The sequence below is a fragment of the Shinella yambaruensis genome (assembly GCF_022899355.1).
Lineage (GTDB): Bacteria > Pseudomonadota > Alphaproteobacteria > Rhizobiales > Rhizobiaceae > Shinella > Shinella yambaruensis.
This window is the reverse complement of record NZ_JALJCK010000021.1, coordinates 1-15,733: the sequence shown is the minus strand read 5'-3', so window position 1 is coordinate 15,733 and position 15,733 is coordinate 1. Positions and strand designations below refer to the sequence as shown.

Below are 15,733 nucleotides of genomic sequence, written 5' to 3'. Positions count from 1 at the left end.
ACTGGATATGCATGGTTGAGTCTGAAGCCCAGGGGCGTTTGCCTGGAATTGCCCCGGTGTCAGTCGTGGATATCGGTTCCAACTCGATTCGCCTCGTGATCTACGAGGGCATGAGTCGGTCGCCGGCCATCCTGTTCAACGAGAAGGTCATGTGCGGCCTCGGCAAGGGTATCGCCAAGACCGGCCGCATGGATCCGGCCAGCGTGGAGCGGGCGCTGGCGGCGCTGCATCGTTTCAAGGCCCTGTCCTGGCAGGCGCGCGCCTCCACCATGTTCGCGCTGGCGACCGCCGCCGCGCGCGAGGCGGAGAACGGCCCCGATTTCATCCACCAGGCAGAGCTCATCCTCGGCCAGAAGGTCCGCGTCCTGACCGGCGAGGAGGAGGCCTATTTCTCCGCGCTCGGCATCGTCAGCGGCTTTCATGATCCGGACGGCATCGTCGGCGACCTCGGCGGCGGCTCGCTGGAGCTGATCGACGTGGCAGGCGCCATGATCGGCCGCGGCATCACGCTGCCGCTCGGCGGCATCCGGCTTTCGGAAGCCTCCGGCGGCTCGCCCGCCCAGGCCCGCATCGTCGCGCGAAAATACCTGCGCACCGCCAATCTCCTGAAGAACGGCGCCGGCCGCGCCTTCTACGCCGTCGGCGGCACCTGGCGCGCCATCGGGGCGCTGCACATGGAGGTGCAGAACTACCCGCTGCACATGATCCAGGGCTACGAGCTCGGCTTTTCCGACGCCATGGATTTCCTGACGGACATCGTGACGGCCAAGGACCAGAAGGATCCCGCCTATGCGGCGATCTCCAAGGGCCGCCGCAACCTCCTGCCGTTCGGCGCCGTCGCCCTGCAGGAGACGATCGCCATCATGAAGCCGTCGCGGGTGTTCTTCTCCGCCCAGGGCGTGCGCGAAGGGTTTCTCTATTCGCTCCTGCCCGACCGGGAAAAGGCGCGCGACCCGCTCATCGCCGCCGCCGGCGAACTTGCCATCCTGCGCGCCCGCTCGCCCGAGCATGCGCGCGAGCTTGCCGAATGGACCGGCCGCATGATGCCGCTCTTCGGCATCACCGAGACCGAGGAGGAGCGCCGCTACCGCGAGGCCGCATGCCTGCTCGCCGATATCAGCTGGCGCGCCCATCCCGATTATCGCGGCCTGCAGGCGTTGAACCTCATCGCCCACGGCACCTTCATCGGCATCACCCATCCCGGCCGCGCCTTCATCGCGCTCACCAACTACTACCGCTTCGAGGGCCTTGGCGACGACGCCGTCAGCAGCTCGCTGGCCGCCATCGCGACGCCGCGCCTGCGCGAGCTGGCCAAGCTTGTCGGCGGCCTGCTCCGCGTCGTCTACCTCTTCTCCGCCTCCATGCCCGGCGTCGTGCCGCACCTTGCCTTCCGCAAGGCGACCGCCTCGGGGGCCGACCTCGAATTCGTCGTGCCCGCCGACTATTCCGAACTGGCCGGCGAACGGCTCGACGGCCGCCTCCAGCAGCTTGCCAAGCTCACCGGCAAGAAGCTCGCCTTCCGGTTCCTGTGAGACGAGGGATGAGAGGCGCCCTCCTTCTTGCCGCCCTGCTGTTTGCCGGAAGTGCGGCAGCGCAGGACTGGCAGGCCGTCGAGCGCGTCGAGCCCTACGGCGTGACGGGCGCGACGGGCCTCGAGATCTACCAGTCGATCGGCGCGCGCGGCCCGAAGCTCGGCGTCGCCCGCGTCATCGCCCATACCGGCTTCAAGCTCACCTGGACGCGCAAGTACGAGCGCCAGGGCAATGCCTGCACCATCACGGTCAACAAGCCGAAGCTGATCATCACCTACACGCTGCCGAAGCTGAAGGTGAAGCTCTCCGAGCCGCTGAAAAGCCGCTGGGACACCTTCCTCGCCGGCGTGACCGCGCATGAGAAGGTGCACGGCGACTTCATCAAGGACATGGTGAAGGAGATCGAGGCGGCAAGCGTCGGCATGACGGTCGAGAACGACCCGAACTGCCAGAAGATCCGCCCGCAGCTCCAGACCAAGCTCGGCGAGCTCTCCCAGGCCCAGCGCGCCCGCAGCCGCGCGTTCGACCAGGTCGAGCTGAACGACGGCGGCAATGTGCACCAGCTCATCCTGCAGCTGGTCGATCCAAGTTAGGGTGGAGACGGCGCCGGCCTCATATCCGTGCAAGCCGTATTGACGACCCGCCACCATAAGCCGCTATCAAGCCCGTTCACTTCTCCTCCGTCATTCCCGGGTCAAGCCCGAGGATGACGGAGGAGAAGGCAGACACCCAAAGAGCAATGCCGCCAAAACCAAAACGGCAGCGCCCGCAGCCGCTGCCGTCTCTCACGCCCAACCGTCACCGATCACTCGGCCTTCAAGAAATCGCCGACCTCAAGGAGCACGAACTCGTTGTCGTCGGCCTTGTCCAGCGCGCGGCCGGCGGAGAAGGGCAGGTTGTTGTCGTTGCCGACGATGATGTGGGTCTCGTCGACACGGTCGACATTCTCGATCGTCACGAACGGCATGTCGTAGAAGCCGTCGCCGCCGCCCTGGCGCTTCCTGTTGTCGGGGTCGGCGATCTTCAGGAGATCGATATAGCCGATCTTGCGCACGGCCTTGCCGGCATTCTCGTCGGTCATGGCGATCTTGTAGATGCGCTTGACCTTCGAGGCGGTGGCGAAGCAATCCGGCTTCGGGTCGCTCGCATCGGCGCAGGCCTTGTCGGCGGTGCCGGCGCCGTTGTCGCGCTCGATCACCAGCGCGGTCGTCCCGTCCAGCATGTTGAAGTCGCCGATCGCCTCGCCGCCCTCGGCGAGCGGGTAGAGCCAGCTGCGGCCCGTCCAGGCCTTGGAGGCGGCGTCGAGCTCGATGATGCGCAGCGCCGGGCGGCCGTCCGCCTGCTCGACGCTCTCGCTGTCGATCCAGAGCGGGCCTTCCAGGAGGCCGTAGAGCTTCGTGCCGTCCTTCGAGAGCGCCAGGCCCTCATAGCCGCCGGAGCGCTTCAGGTTGAAGGCCGGCATCTTCTTGGAGGGATCGGCCTGCACGGCGAGCGTCGGGTTGTCCGGCGAGGTGACCGGCTTGCCGTCCACCTCGGTGGCGATGACATCGGTGAGCCTGCCGTCGCGGTCGAATTTCAGGATGTAGGGGCCGAACTCCTCGCCGATCCAGAAGCCGTCCGCGACCGGCTGGATGGATTCGACGTCGAAGTCGCCGCCCGTCAGGTAACGCGTCTCCGCGCCTTCCATGACGATCGGGAAGGGCGCCTTCCGGTCCGGGTCGGAGAGGAAGACGGTCCTGACCGGCTCCATCGTGCCCTTGTCCCAGTCGAAGCGCACATTGTGGATCATCAGCATGGCGTCGGTGGAGTTCAGCTTGTTGCCGAAGCCGTTGTCGGAGAGCGTCCAGAACGAGCCGTCCTCCATGGTCTTGATGCCGGAGAAACCCTGCATCGGCTGGCCGTCGAAGGGCAGCGCCAGGCCGGTCTCGCGCACGCCGTCCTTGCCCATGACGGTGCCGAGCGCCTCGGCGCGCTTGCGGTCGGCGGTGGTGAACTTGCCGGATGTCTTCAGGTAGGCGGCGGCGTCGGCCGGGGCGGCGATGATCGTGTTCGCCGGCAGGATCGCATGGGCCTTCAGCGTGGCGGGAAATTCCTTGTCGTCGGCCTGCGCGGCGGTCGCCATCAGAAGCGCGAGGGCGGCGGTGGTGAAAAGGTGTCTGGTCATGAATGTCCCCATCGGGTTGGCAAAGCGAGGCCGTTGATAGGCGGCGCACATGACTGCCGCTTGACAGTTGCTTGTCGCTTTCATGACGGGGCTGAGGGGTTTGGGGACTAGACGGCGAGCGCCGCGAAGCGCCCGGGCGTCATGCCGAGCGCCTTCTTGAAATGGCGGTTGAGATGCGCCTGGTCGGCAAAGCCGCTGGCGACGGCGGCTTCCGCGATGCTCTCCCCCGCCGTAATCAGGACCTTCGCCCGCTCCAGCCGGCGCATGACGAGGTAGCGGTGCGGGCTGGTGCCGAGAAGCTGGCGGAACTGCCGGGCAAGCGTGAAGCGGTCGAGCCCCGTCACCTCTTCGAGGTCGGCCGAGCTGACCTGCCGGGAGAGGTTTTCCCTGAGGAAATCGCAGGCCCGGCGCACCTCGGCATGGGCGAGCCGGCCCGTCCCCGCCCGCGGCGCGCCGGCATGGTCGAGCAGGGCGGCGACGATCTCCCCCAGCAGCTCGTCGAGCTTCAGCGGCTCGATCGCCGCATCCGTGCTGCCGATGGCGTCCAGCAGCAGGCCTGCCAGCCTGGGATCGTCGACGACGGGCGCGGCGACGAAGGGCAGGTTGCGCCCGCGCGCGGCGGTCGCCGGCAGGAAACGTTCCGGTGGGATGTAGATCATGCGGTAGGTGAGGCCGTCCTCGGTGGCGGCACCGCCGTCGTGCATCTCGTCGGGATGCAGCACGATCACGTTGCCGGGCAGGCTGAAGCGGGTCTCGCCGCGATAGGAGAAGGTCTGGATGCCGGCCATGGTGACGCCGAGCGCGTAGGTATCGTGCCGGTGCGGCTCGAAGCCCTTGCCGTGGAAGCACGCCTCGATGCGCTCGATGCCGGCGAGCTCCGGCGCCACGACGATGCGGTCCCTTTCCGTGCACGAACGTTCAAGCGGGCCCTCGACCGCGCCTGCTATCGCATTGGCCGCGGAATGGTCCGCAGCCTTTTTTCGGGAGTATACCTGCATGTTCGATACCAAGTTCGCCATCGTCCTGCGCGAGGACCTGGAGGTCTGGCAGAAGCTGAACGTGACCGCCTTCCTGTCCGGCGGCATCATCGGCCGGAAACCGGAGCTGATCGGCGAAGCTTATCGCGATGCGGCCGGCAATGTCTACAATGCGCTCAGCGTCCAGCCGGTCATCGTGCTTTCGACGGACGGCGGAACGTTGTCGAAGATCCATGCCCGCGCCCTCGAGCGCGACGTTCCGGCCTCCGTCTATATCGAGGAGATGTTTGCGACCGGCCACGACGCGGCCAACCGCGCCGTCTTCGCCGAATTCGGGCCTGATGACGCCAAGGTCGTCGGCATCGCGCTGCATGCCGACAAGAAGACCGTCGACCGCATCACCAAGGGGGCGAAGCTGCACGCCTGATCAGAGCGCGACCGCCTCGATCTTCCTGTCGACGAAGCGCAGCGCCACCTTGCCGCCGATGAGGTTGAGGGCCGTTTCGCCGAAGAGCTCGCGGCGCCAGCCGGAGAGCGCGGCGACATCGGCCGCCTCGCCGTCGATGGCGATCTTTTCCAGATCGTCGCTGTTGGCGATGATCTTGGCGGCGACGCCTTCCTTCTCCGAGACGATCTTCAGGAGCACCTTCAGCATCTCGCTGGCGGCCGCGGCGCCTTCCGGCACATGGGCCTGGCGGGGCAGGCGCGGCAGGTCGGTCTTCGGAATGGCGAGCGCCTCGTTGATCGCCTCCAGCAGGGCCGCGCCGGATTGCGAGCGCTCCCATCCCTTGGGAATGGTGCGCAGGCGCGCCAGCGCCTCGGCATCGGCCGGCTGCTGCTGGGCGATCTCGTAGATCGTGTCGTCCTTGAGGATGCGCGAGCGCGGCACGTTGCGGCCGCGCGCCTCCCGCTCGCGCCAGGCGGCGACCTTCTGCAGCACGGCCAGCTCGATCGGCTTCTTGACGCGCATCTTCAGCCGCCGCCAGGCGTCGTCCGGATGCAGGTCGTAGGTCTCGCGCGCTTCCAGCACCGCCATTTCCTCGGTCAGCCACAGCGAGCGGCCGGCGGCCTCCAGCTTCTCCTTGAGCGCGAGATAGACGTCGCGCAGGTGCGTCACGTCGGCCAGCGCATATTCGAGCTGCTTTTCGGTGAGCGGCCGGCGGCTCCAGTCGGTGAAGCGCGAGGACTTGTCGATGTGCACGCCCTTGATCTTCTGCACCAACTGGTCGTAGGAGACGCTGTCGCCGAAGCCGCAGACCATGGCGGCGACCTGCGTGTCGAAGATCGGATGCGGGATGAGGTCGCCGCGGTTGACGATGATCTCGATGTCCTGCCGGGCGGCATGGAACACCTTCAGAACCGCCGGGTTCGCCATCAGGGCGAAGAAGGGGCCAAGGTCGAGGCCCTTGGCGAGCGGATCGACGATCACCTCGGTCTCGGGGCCTGCGAGCTGGATCAGGCAGAGTTCCGGCCAGAAGGTGGTTTCCCGCAGGAACTCCGTGTCGATGGTCAGGTACTCGGAACGGGCGAGTGTCTCACAGGCTTCGGCAAGGGCTGCGGTGGTCTCGATGATCTGCATAAGCGGCTCGGGCGGACTTTCTCGTTTTTTGATCGGGCAGCTTTAGACGTTCCACGGTTTTGCCACAATCGAAAACTTGAGGTGGCAGGCCATGGCAAGGGCGCGGCAAGCCCTCTCCTCCGTCATGCTCGGGCTCGACCCGAGCATCCACGCCTCGCCCGCGGCCTGGATCCTCGGGTCGAGCCCGAGGATGATAGTGGGGAGGAGGCGGGGCCTGCCCATCAAGCGGTGCGGCATGCGGCACCATCGCCTCGGCCGCGTATCCTTCCTTCTTTCGTCATGCTCGCGCCAGCCCCGATCATCCACGCCCCGCCCGTAGCTTGGATCCTCGGGTTTGACCCGACGATGACGGAGGGGAGGCGAGGGACTTCCACCCGTCAAACGGCGCGGCAGCGGCGCCGTTGCCTGGCCCTTGCGTCCTTCCTTCTTGCGTCATCCTCGGGCTTGACCCGAGGATCCACGAGCCGCACGGCAAGACCGCGTGGCCGCCTCTAGACGACCCGCACGTAGCTCGTCATGCCGGTCTTCTGGTGCTCGATGATGTGGCAATGGAACACCCAGTCGCCCGGATTGTCGGCGACGAGGGCGAGTTGCACCTTCTCGTCCGGCAGGATGAGGTAGGTGTCGGAAAAATGCGGGCGGATCGCCTGCTTGTTGGAGTTCATCGGCCGGAAGACGAGGCCGTGCAGGTGGAGGGGGTGGACCTGCGGCGTCGGGTTCTCGACGTTGAAGATGTAGGTCCTGCCCGCCTTCATCTCGGCGAGCGGGGCGGTCGGGTCGCCCGTGTCGTCGGCCCACGGCACCTTGTTGATGGCCCAGAAATTGTAGCCGAGCGAGCCGCAGATGCCGTCCTTCGGCCGCTCCTCCGCCGAGGCGCTGAGGACGAAGGGGATTTCGGCGGCGGCGGACAGGTCCGGCTCGGGCAGCGGGTTTTGCGTGAGCGGCGGCAGGTCGCGTGCATCGCGCTTCAGCGAGGCGCCGACGGCGCGGAAGGTGGCGAGCGTCGCCGGCTTGGTGCCGCGCAGGTCCTTCAGCGCCGCGACGGCGCCCTCCGTGTCGGGCATGCGCAGCACGAGGTCGAGCCGCTGGCCGGGGCCGATCATCAGGTGGTCGAGCGCAAAGCGTTCCGCCGCCGGATTGCCGTCGAGGGCGATCACCGCGGCTTCGGCGCCCTCCATCTGGAGCGCGAGGATGCGGGTGACGTCGGTCGCGGCAAGGCGCAGGCGCACGAGGCCCCCGGCCGGCGCGTCATATTGCGGCGATTGCCGCCAGTTGGCGGTGCGCACCGTGCCGAAGGTGCCGGCGCGGGCGGCGTCGCGCGGCTTGAACTGGGCGATGAACTGGCCGTCGCCGCCGAGCCGCCAGTCGCGCAGGTTGAGCACGATCTCGGCGTCGAAGACGGGATCCGCCGGGTCCTCCACGACGACGAGGCCGGCAAGGCCGCGGCCGATCTGGGTGAGCGTGTTGCAATGGGGGTGATACCAGAAGGTACCGGCATCCGGCGGGGTGAAGGCATAGTCGAACCCGTCGCCGCCATAGACATAGGGCTGCGTCAGGAAGGGCACGCCGTCCATCCTGTTGTCGATGCGAAGCCCGTGCCAGTGGATCGTCGTCGGCTCGTCGAGCCTGTTGTCGAGGCGCAGCGCAAAGGCCTCGCCCCGCCGCATGCGCAGCACGGGCGGGATCTCGGCGTCGCCATAGGTCATGACACCCTTCGTCGGGCCCTTGTCGGTGATCATCGCCTCGCCGGGGCGGGCAACGAGCGTTACCGGTGCCTCGGCCTTCGCCAGCCCGCCGAAGCGGCCTGCAAGGCCGACGCCGCCGGCATAGGCCCCGGCGACGAGTGCGCCCTTCATCAGCGTGCGGCGTGTCAGCATGGCGGTCCCTCCGGTGCGTCCATCCGCTTCTAAACCTGAGAGAGAGTCTCAGCAATAAGCGACGCCCGACCAGATTGCCGCAGGCTCAGGGATCGCCGTTGCGGTCCTTGTCGGCGAGCTTGTTGAAGAAGAAGGAGGTGCGCAGGAGGTTGCGGAAGCGGCTGCGCCGTTTCCCGGCGGGCACCGCGGCGCGGGCGCTCATCCGCAGCGCCGTATAGGCCATGAAGGACACGAGGATGACGGCGGTGTAGAGGAACAGCGCCTGCGGGCCGAAGAACTGCAGCAGCACCGAGGCGAAGAGCGGGCCGATGATCGCCCCGCAGGACCAGAAGAACAGCATGCCGGCGGAGACCAGCGCATGCTCGCCTTCGCCGGCATGGTCGTTGGCATGGGCCGAGCAGAGCGAATAGAGCGGCATGGCGAAGGCGCCGAAGATGAAGATGCCGACGAGGTTCCTCACCTCGTTGCCGCCGGCGAAGAAGGCGAGGTAGAGTGCGGCGAGCGCCGAGCCGAGCGTGGCGACGAGGATGATCAGCCGCCGGTCGAGCCGGTCGGAATAAAGGCCGAGCGGATATTGCAGCACCACGCCGCCGACGATGCCGGCGCTCATGAAGCTGGCGATCGCCGTCACCGAAAGGCCGATGTCGTGGGCGTAGATCGGCCCGAGATTGCGGAAGGCGGCATTGGTGAGGCCGACGACGATGCAGCCGACGGTTGCCAGCGGCGAGATGTTCCAGAGCTTCGGGATATCGAAGCGGATGGCTTCCGGCACCGTCGGGCTGGAGCGGTCGGCCAGCGAGATCGGCACCAGCGACAGCGACAGCGCCATGGCGACGATGGCGAACAGCTCGAAGCCGCCGATGCCGATGCCGGGAATGAGATATTGCGCCGCGGTGACCGAGCCGAGGTCGACGACGCGGTAGACGGAGAGCGTGCGCGCCCGGTTGGCATTGGTGACGGCGGCGTTCAGCCAGCTTTCGACGGTGGCGAAGAGGCTGGCGAAGCAGATGCCGGCGACGAGCCGCATGGCGAACCAGAAGACGGGATCGATGACCAGCACCATGGCGATGGCGGAGGCCGAGGCGATCGCCGCCATGGCGGAGAAGGTGCGGATATGGCCGATCGCGCGCAGGAAGCGCGTCACGTAGATGCAGCCGATGGCAAAGCCGACGGAATACCCCGCGCCGACGATGCCGATCACCGCGGTGGAGAACCCCTCCTGCGAGGCGCGCAGCGCGATGAACGTGCCCTGCAGCCCGTTCCCGCCGATCAGGATGCCTGCGGTGACGAGAAGGGGAATCAGGGGGCGAATCGTGGACATGCGGCCACTATGGCGAAGGATTTTCCGAAAGGGAGAGAGAAAGCGGGACGGGGGCTAAATTGTGGGGGAGTGTGGTGGTTGCGGGGGCTTCCTCCGTTGCTCTCCCCTGGCCTGCGGGGCTCGCCCCGCAGAGGGCAAGGCCATTGCATGCAGAGGGCAAGGCCATTGCATATGGGGTCCGACGGTGCCGCACATCCCCTTCTCCCCCGCGGGGAGAAGGTGGCCCGAAGGGTCGGATGAGGGGGTGGCTCATGCGGATCGTTTGCGCCTTCGCCATCCCCCTCATCCGCCTGCCGGCACCTTCTCCCCGCGGGGGAGAAGGGGAGGAAGCAACGGTTTCCTTCCATGGGCGCTCGCTCTGCCCTTGAGGGGGCGCGGCTCGCAGGCCAGAGGGGATTTTCGCCGGACACGCGTCAATCCATCCCGCGACTATTCGTCGAGCAATTCCGTCATGAGGCGCAGGTGGTCGGACTGCAGGGGCTTTTCGAAATAGCTCTTCACGAAGCTGTACTGCATCGCCCGCTCGCGGTCCTTGCCGAGATGGGAGCTGGTCAGCATGGCGACGACGGGGGCGTGCACCTCGAATTCCTCGGCATAGCGGTCGAGGAATTCGAAGCCGTTCATGACGGGCATGTTGATGTCGAGGATGATGGCGTCGGGCGTCTCGCGGTGCAGGATGTCGAGCGCTTCCGAGCCGTCGAATGCCTTGATGATGCGGATCGACGGATCGTATTTGCGGATGGTGTATTCACAGATGAACTGGTCGTTCTCGTCGTCGTCGACGACCAGGATCGATTGGATAGTCATGGTCAATCCCCGTCGGGCAGTTCTATGATGAACCGGCTGCCCTTATCTCTAGCTTCATAGAGCGCCGTGCCGCCGAGGGCTTCCGCGCTCTTTCTCAATATGTAGAGGCCGAGCCCGCTGCCGAAGGACCGGTTCGGGTGCAGCCGTTTGAACATCTTGAACAACAAATGGCGGCTTGCGGGCGGAACGCCCAGGCCGTTGTCTTCCACCGACAGCCGCAGCTTGCCGGCATAGCGGAAGGCGCGGATGTCGATCGCCGGCTCCGCCTCCTTCGGATCGTGATATTTGACCGCGTTGGAGAGCATGTTGCCGACGATGACCTGGAATTTCGACGGCTTGCTGACGATTGTCAATTCCGCCGGCACATGATTTTCGATGCGGATCCGCTTGGAATCCTCGAAATGCGAGAGCGCGTCGATCGCCTCTGAAATCAGCGCCCGCAGCGCGATGGGCCGTGCCTCCTCCTCCATCAGCCGGTTGCGGGTGATGGTGATGATGTTCTGGATCAGGTGGTCGAGCCGGCGGAAATTCTGCTCCATGCGCTGCAGCGTCTGGCCGAGCGCGGTGAGCTCGCCTTCCGCCAGCATGTCCTTGGAGATGGTGAGGAGGCCGAGCGAGGAGGCGATCGGCGAGCGCAGGTCGTGCGAGGTGCGGTAGGCGAATTCCTCCAGCTCGGCATTGGCGTCGATCAGCGCCTGCTCGCTCGCCTTGCGCTCGGAAATGTCGCGCACGATGCCGCTGTAGATGACCGTGCCGTCGAGCTCCAGCTTGGCGACGGCAAGGTCGAGCGGGAAGACCGAGCCGTCCTTGCTCCGGCCCTCCACCTCGCGGCCGATGCCGATGACCTTCGCCTCGCCGCTGCGCTTGTAGTTGGCGATATAGCGGTCGTGCTCGCTGTGATAGGGCTCCGGCATCAGGATCCTGACGTTGCGGCCCACCATCTCCTCCGGCGTGAAGCCGAAGATGCGCGTGCAGGCGGGATTGGCCGACAGGATGATGCCGCGGTCGTCGATGGTGACGATGCCGTCCACGGCATTGTCGATGATGGCGGTGAGCCGGGCGCGGCTTTCGGCAAGGTCCGCCGCCATGCGGCGCGTGCGGCGGGAGGAGACATAGAGATGGGCGACGAGGGCGCCGTAGAGGACGCCCGAGATCAGCACCAGCGAGGAGAGCGTCGAGCGGGCGCCGGCATCGCTGTTCGAGAAGGTGATGCCGAACGCGGCTTCGTAGCGCGCCAGCTCGTAGTAGCTCATGGCGAGCAGCAGCAGATAGGTGGCAAGGCCGAGCACGCCGGCAAGCGTCACCCGGTGGAAGCCGGTCGCCTCCGTGCCGGTGAAGATGAGCGCGATGCCGACGGCGACGAAACAGCTGGCGCTCTGGAACGACATGCGCGTGAAGCGGATCCAGTCATGGGCGAAATCCAGCGCGATCGCGTAGCCGATCAGCGCGGCCGCCGCGATGATGACGGTGACGAAGCCGAACGCCACCTGCACCGCGCTGTTCCTTCCGGTGAGCGCGCGCAGCGCCAGCGCCAGGCTGAGCAGCATCAGGCAGAGCGCCGTGTTGGGCGCGATCCGCCCCGGCAGGCTGGTGCCGATATCGACGAAGGGCGTGTGGAGCAGCGTGTCGATGCCGGCATCGATGCCGAAAAGGTGCTGGGAGAGCGCGAGCGCGCCGTAGAGGAAGACCGGCGCCATCATCAGCGCCGGCAGGCGCGCATGGCCGCGCGCGGCAAGGCCGAGCGCCGTGCCGATGACGACGAAGGCGAGCGCGGCATTGAACTTCATGCCGAACAGCCAAGGATGGCGCTCGGCAAGGCCCGCCGGCTCGGCCAGCCAGAGCGCCATCATGGAAAGGCCGACGGCGATGCACCAGAGGCTTGCGGCGGTGTTCGCCCTCAGCCAGGACCATGCAGGATTCAAGAATGCCCCCTTCGCGGCTCGCCCGCGCGCACTTTAGCGCGAAGGTTGAATCGCGAACAGGTCCCGCAAGGGGAGGACCCGGTAAAATCCCGCTTTTCAGGCGGCGTCGTCCTGCGCGGCGCCGGCATCGAGCCGGCCGGTCAGGGCCTGCAGGTCGGCCGTCAGGGTCTGCAGGGCCTCCAGCGAGCAGCCGGTCGCCTTGCCGATCTGCCGGCGGATACCCACGGCCTCGCGCTTCATCGCATGGCCCTTGCCGGTGAGCGTGACGAGGACCTGGCGCTCGTCGCTCCTGTCGCGGGCGCGGTGGATGTAGCCGGCCGCCTCCAGCCGCTTGAGGAGGGGGGAGAGCGTGCCGGAATCGAGGCCCAGCGTCATGCCCAGCGCCTTCACCGTGCGCCCGTCCTCCTCCCACAGCGTCATCAGCACGATATATTGCGGATAGGTGAGGCCATAGGGATCGAGCAGGGGCTTGTAGGTGCGGTTCAGCGCATGGGCGGCCGAATAGACGGCGAAACAGAGCTGCTGGTCCAGCGCCAGCATGCCCGCCGGGATATCGTCCGTCTCAGCTTCGTCACGTTTGTCGGTCATGCTGCCATTGTCGCACAAATGGCCGAAATTGCAATTTGCAAAATTATATTGCGCGCAATATAATTTTGCGCTATCTAGAATCCATCGCCAACGAAACCAGGAAGGAGACATCCATGCCCATTCTCTACAGAACCAAGGCATCCGCAACCGGCGGCCGCGCCGGCCATGGCGCAACCGAGGACGGCACCGTCGACGTCACGCTCACCGTGCCGAAGGAGCTCGGCGGCGACGGCGCGGCCGGCGCCAACCCGGAAAAGCTGTTCGCCGTCGGCTATTCGGCCTGCTTTCTCGGCGCGCTGAAGTTCGTCGCCGGCAAGGAAAAGGTGAAGATCCCCGATGACGCCAAGGTCACGGCGACCGTCGGCATCGGCCCGCGCGAGGATGGCGGCGGCTTCGGCCTCGAGGCCTCGCTCGAAGTCTCCGTGCCCGGCGTCGACAAGGCCGTGGTCGAGGACCTCGTCAAGAAGGCGCATGTCGTGTGCCCCTACAGCCACGCCACCCGCGGCAATCTCGACGTCAAGACCACCGTCGCCTGACTAGGCCGGCAGATCGAAAGAAGGCCGTCCGGAAATTCCTCCGGGCGGCCTTTTCGTGTTCCATGCGGAACAGCGCGGGGCGGGGGGATGTGAGACCTTCTGATCACCGGATGAGAGAGGCTCATCCCCAAAGAGAGATCAGGAGAGACCCCATGCGCAAGATCATCGTTTCCGCCGCCATCGCCGCCGTTGCCGCCATCTCCTTCGCCGCCCCCTCGCAGGCCGGCTACTACAGCTACGGCTACAAGCCGCACTGCTTCATCAAGAAGGTCAAGGCCTACGACTACTACGGCAATGTCGTCATCAAGAAGATCAAGGTCTGCAAGTAGACATCCCCGGCACAGACCTTTGAGCGAAAGGCCCGGAGCCCAGCCTCCGGGCCTTTTGTCGTGCGCGCGGGGCGCCGCCTTGACATGCAATGATTTTATTGCATATTCTTCGCCATGGACGACGATGCCCTCGACCGCATCTTCAAGGCCCTGGGCGATCCGACCCGCCGCAGGATCATCGATCGCCTGCGCGAGCGGCCGCGCCAGTCCCTGTTCGAGATCTGCGCCCTGTCCTTTGCGCAGGACGGGGCCACCCTGTCGCGGCAGGCGATCACCCAGCATCTCGACATGCTGGAAAAGGCCGGGCTGGTGCGCGTCGAGTGGTCGGGGCGCACGAAGCTGCACACGCTCGATGCCGGCCCGCTGCGCGCGGCCGTCGGGCAGTGGCTGCAAACCCATCTCTGAAGGAGGAAACCATGCGGATCTATGTCACCAGCGTTCCCGTGGACGACCAGGCGAAGGCCGAGGATTTCTATACGCGCGTGCTGGGCTTTCGCGTCAAGCATGACGTGCCCGTCGGCGAAGACCGCTGGCTGACCGTCGTCTCGCCGGAAAACCCCGACGGCACCGAACTGCTGCTCGAGCCGAGCGGCCATCCGGCCGTCGGACCCTACAAGGCGGCGCTCGTCGAGGACGGCATCCCGATCGCCTCCTTCCAGGTCGACGATCTCGATGCCGAGCACCGGCGACTCGTGTCGCTCGGCGTCGCCTTCACCCAGCCGCCGATGGATGCCGGGCCCGTGCGCATGGCGGTGTTCGACGATACCTGCGGCAACCTCATCCAGATCATCGAGATGAAGGACGCCTAGGAAAGGGTATCAAGCCCTTGTCATGGGAAAAAGAGTTGCTATATTCTTTCCCATGAAAGGAGATCGTGCCATGCAGCGCAAGCCCGTCATCAACGCCAATGCCGAAGGCGCCGTGCTCACCAAGGCGGCCGTCAATGCGGCGGAGCGGCTGGGGCTGACGGCGCGCATCCTCTCGGCGGTCATCGGGGTCTCGGAGGCGACCGTGTCGCGGCTGAAGCGGCAGGACGTGCTCCTGGAGCGCGGCACCAAGCCGTTCGAGCTGGCGGTGCTGCTCGTGCGCCTCTTCCGCTCGCTCGATGCCATTACCGGCGGCGACGAGGGTGTCGCCCGCGCCTGGATGACGGCGGACAACAGCGTGCTCGGCGCGCGCCCCGTCGATCGCATCGTCTCCATTTCCGGCCTTGTCGATGTCCTTGCCTATCTGGACGCCCGCCGCGCTCTCGTCTGAGGCGCGGTCCTTTTCGGGGCCCGTCTGGCGTTTCGTCGAGGCGCAGCACCGCGTCTCGACGCTGAAGCTCGTCGATACGCTGGACGAACAGGCGCTGCTGGAGGATCTTCTGGAGGAGAGCAAGCCGGTGCTGCCGCCGGAATGCGCCGGCCTCGACTATCTGCTCGCCACCCCCTTCCGCTACGGTGCGGTCTATCCGCACGGCTCGCGCTTCCGCCGCGCCGGGCGCACGCTCGGCGTCTACTATGCCGGGCTTTCCGTCGAGACGGCGCTCTCCGAAATGGCCTTCTACCGGTTGCTGTTCTTCGCCGAATCGCCCGCAACGCCGCTGCCGGCCAATGCCGCCGACTACACCGCCTTTTCCGCCCTCGTCGAGACCGGCGCGGCGATCGACCTCACCGTCCCGCCGCTCGACCGGGACGCCGCCCTCTGGACGCACCCGACCGACTACGCCGCCTGCCAGGCGCTGGCCGACGGCGCGCGGGCGGCCGGCCTTGCCGCCATAATCTACCGCTCGGTGCGCGATCCGGCCGGCGGCGCCAACATGGCGCTTCTCACCGCCTCCGCCTTTGCCACGCCAAGGCCGGTGGAGCGCCAGACCTGGCGCATCCGGCTCTCGCCGCTCGGCGTGCAGGCGCTGTGCGATCACCCGCCGCGCCGGATCGGGTTTTCCCGCGAGGATTTTCGCGGCGACCCGCGCATCGGCTGACGGCCGCCATTTCCGGGCGGGGCGGGCCACCGCATATGGAATTCGACGGTGCCACACATCCCCTTCTCCCCCGCGGGGAGAAGGTGGCCCGAAGGGTCGGATGAGGGGGTGGCTCGGACGGATCGTTTGCGCCTT

General features: G+C 66.6%; 17 protein-coding genes. 9 read left to right on the top strand and 8 right to left on the bottom strand.

Going from position 1 to position 15,733, the window contains the following annotated elements:
- The first annotated feature begins 11 nt into the window (after nucleotides 1–11).
- Nucleotides 12–1,532, top strand: a complete 1,521-nt coding sequence (locus MUU56_RS30440; RefSeq protein ID WP_245082272.1) for a Ppx/GppA family phosphatase — start codon at nucleotides 12–14, stop codon at nucleotides 1,530–1,532.
- An 8-nt stretch (nucleotides 1,533–1,540) separates the two neighbouring features.
- Nucleotides 1,541–2,125 (top strand): DUF922 domain-containing Zn-dependent protease, encoded by a 585-nt coding sequence (locus tag MUU56_RS30435; protein WP_245082270.1) that lies wholly within the window; start codon nucleotides 1,541–1,543, stop codon nucleotides 2,123–2,125.
- 212 nt (nucleotides 2,126–2,337) lie between these two features.
- Here the strand turns inward: MUU56_RS30435 and MUU56_RS30430 are convergent, their stop codons facing one another.
- Together MUU56_RS30430 and MUU56_RS30425 are read right to left on the bottom strand one after the other, a co-directional pair.
- Entirely contained in the window at nucleotides 2,338–3,696 is a 1,359-nt protein-coding gene (locus MUU56_RS30430) for an esterase-like activity of phytase family protein (RefSeq protein ID WP_245082268.1), read from the bottom strand.
- Between the two features lie 107 nt (nucleotides 3,697–3,803).
- Complete coding sequence (locus tag MUU56_RS30425; protein WP_245082266.1) at nucleotides 3,804–4,694, bottom strand: AraC family transcriptional regulator; 891 nt, start codon at nucleotides 4,692–4,694, stop codon at nucleotides 3,804–3,806.
- Between MUU56_RS30425 and MUU56_RS30420 the strand changes: the two genes are divergently transcribed.
- Nucleotides 4,693–5,100 (top strand): DUF2000 family protein, encoded by a 408-nt coding sequence (locus tag MUU56_RS30420; protein WP_245082265.1) that lies wholly within the window; start codon nucleotides 4,693–4,695, stop codon nucleotides 5,098–5,100. The two genes, MUU56_RS30425 and MUU56_RS30420, sit on opposite strands and share 2 nt — an antisense overlap.
- Here MUU56_RS30420 and rnd read toward each other — a convergent pair whose 3' ends face one another.
- The 6 genes from rnd to MUU56_RS30390 all read right to left on the bottom strand — a co-directional run bounded on the left by rnd (nucleotide 5,101) and on the right by MUU56_RS30390 (nucleotide 12,767).
- The gene (gene rnd / locus MUU56_RS30415; protein WP_245082435.1) at nucleotides 5,101–6,246 is read right to left on the bottom strand and encodes a ribonuclease D; all 1,146 of its coding nucleotides are present in this window, start codon (nucleotides 6,244–6,246) and stop codon (nucleotides 5,101–5,103) included.
- Between the two features lie 497 nt (nucleotides 6,247–6,743).
- Nucleotides 6,744–8,129, bottom strand: coding sequence for a multicopper oxidase family protein (locus MUU56_RS30410; RefSeq protein ID WP_245082263.1), 1,386 nt, complete (start codon nucleotides 8,127–8,129; stop codon nucleotides 6,744–6,746).
- An 85-nt stretch (nucleotides 8,130–8,214) separates the two neighbouring features.
- Complete coding sequence (locus MUU56_RS30405) at nucleotides 8,215–9,450, bottom strand: MFS transporter (protein ID WP_245082259.1); 1,236 nt, start codon at nucleotides 9,448–9,450, stop codon at nucleotides 8,215–8,217.
- A 429-nt stretch (nucleotides 9,451–9,879) separates the two neighbouring features.
- On the bottom strand, nucleotides 9,880–10,257 hold the full coding sequence (locus tag MUU56_RS30400; RefSeq protein ID WP_245082257.1) for a response regulator: 378 nt from the start codon (nucleotides 10,255–10,257) through the stop codon (nucleotides 9,880–9,882).
- A 2-nt stretch (nucleotides 10,258–10,259) separates the two neighbouring features.
- Entirely contained in the window at nucleotides 10,260–12,179 is a 1,920-nt protein-coding gene (locus tag MUU56_RS30395; protein WP_245082255.1) for a sensor histidine kinase, read from the bottom strand.
- Nucleotides 12,180–12,275: 96 nt separating this feature from the next.
- Nucleotides 12,276–12,767: a MarR family winged helix-turn-helix transcriptional regulator gene (locus MUU56_RS30390; protein ID WP_245082253.1), complete on the bottom strand. Its 492-nt coding sequence runs from the start codon at nucleotides 12,765–12,767 to the stop codon at nucleotides 12,276–12,278.
- Between the two features lie 113 nt (nucleotides 12,768–12,880).
- Here MUU56_RS30390 and MUU56_RS30385 point away from each other — a divergent pair, with 113 nt between their 5' ends.
- From MUU56_RS30385 to MUU56_RS30360, 6 genes are all read left to right on the top strand, one after another.
- The gene (locus tag MUU56_RS30385; protein ID WP_064329445.1) at nucleotides 12,881–13,303 is read left to right on the top strand and encodes an organic hydroperoxide resistance protein; all 423 of its coding nucleotides are present in this window, start codon (nucleotides 12,881–12,883) and stop codon (nucleotides 13,301–13,303) included.
- Nucleotides 13,304–13,455: 152 nt separating this feature from the next.
- The gene (locus tag MUU56_RS30380) at nucleotides 13,456–13,632 is read left to right on the top strand and encodes a hypothetical protein (RefSeq protein WP_245082251.1); all 177 of its coding nucleotides are present in this window, start codon (nucleotides 13,456–13,458) and stop codon (nucleotides 13,630–13,632) included.
- A 114-nt stretch (nucleotides 13,633–13,746) separates the two neighbouring features.
- A complete protein-coding gene (locus tag MUU56_RS30375; protein WP_245082249.1) occupies nucleotides 13,747–14,037 on the top strand; it encodes an ArsR/SmtB family transcription factor in 291 nt (96 codons plus the stop codon).
- Between the two features lie 11 nt (nucleotides 14,038–14,048).
- Nucleotides 14,049–14,441: a VOC family protein gene (locus MUU56_RS30370; RefSeq protein ID WP_245082247.1), complete on the top strand. Its 393-nt coding sequence runs from the start codon at nucleotides 14,049–14,051 to the stop codon at nucleotides 14,439–14,441.
- 70 nt (nucleotides 14,442–14,511) lie between these two features.
- The gene (locus tag MUU56_RS30365; RefSeq protein ID WP_245082246.1) at nucleotides 14,512–14,889 is read left to right on the top strand and encodes an MbcA/ParS/Xre antitoxin family protein; all 378 of its coding nucleotides are present in this window, start codon (nucleotides 14,512–14,514) and stop codon (nucleotides 14,887–14,889) included.
- Nucleotides 14,849–15,598 (top strand): RES family NAD+ phosphorylase, encoded by a 750-nt coding sequence (locus MUU56_RS30360; RefSeq protein WP_245082245.1) that lies wholly within the window; start codon nucleotides 14,849–14,851, stop codon nucleotides 15,596–15,598. The genes MUU56_RS30365 and MUU56_RS30360 overlap by 41 nt, the downstream gene beginning before the upstream one ends.
- The last annotated feature ends 135 nt before the right edge of the window (nucleotides 15,599–15,733 follow it).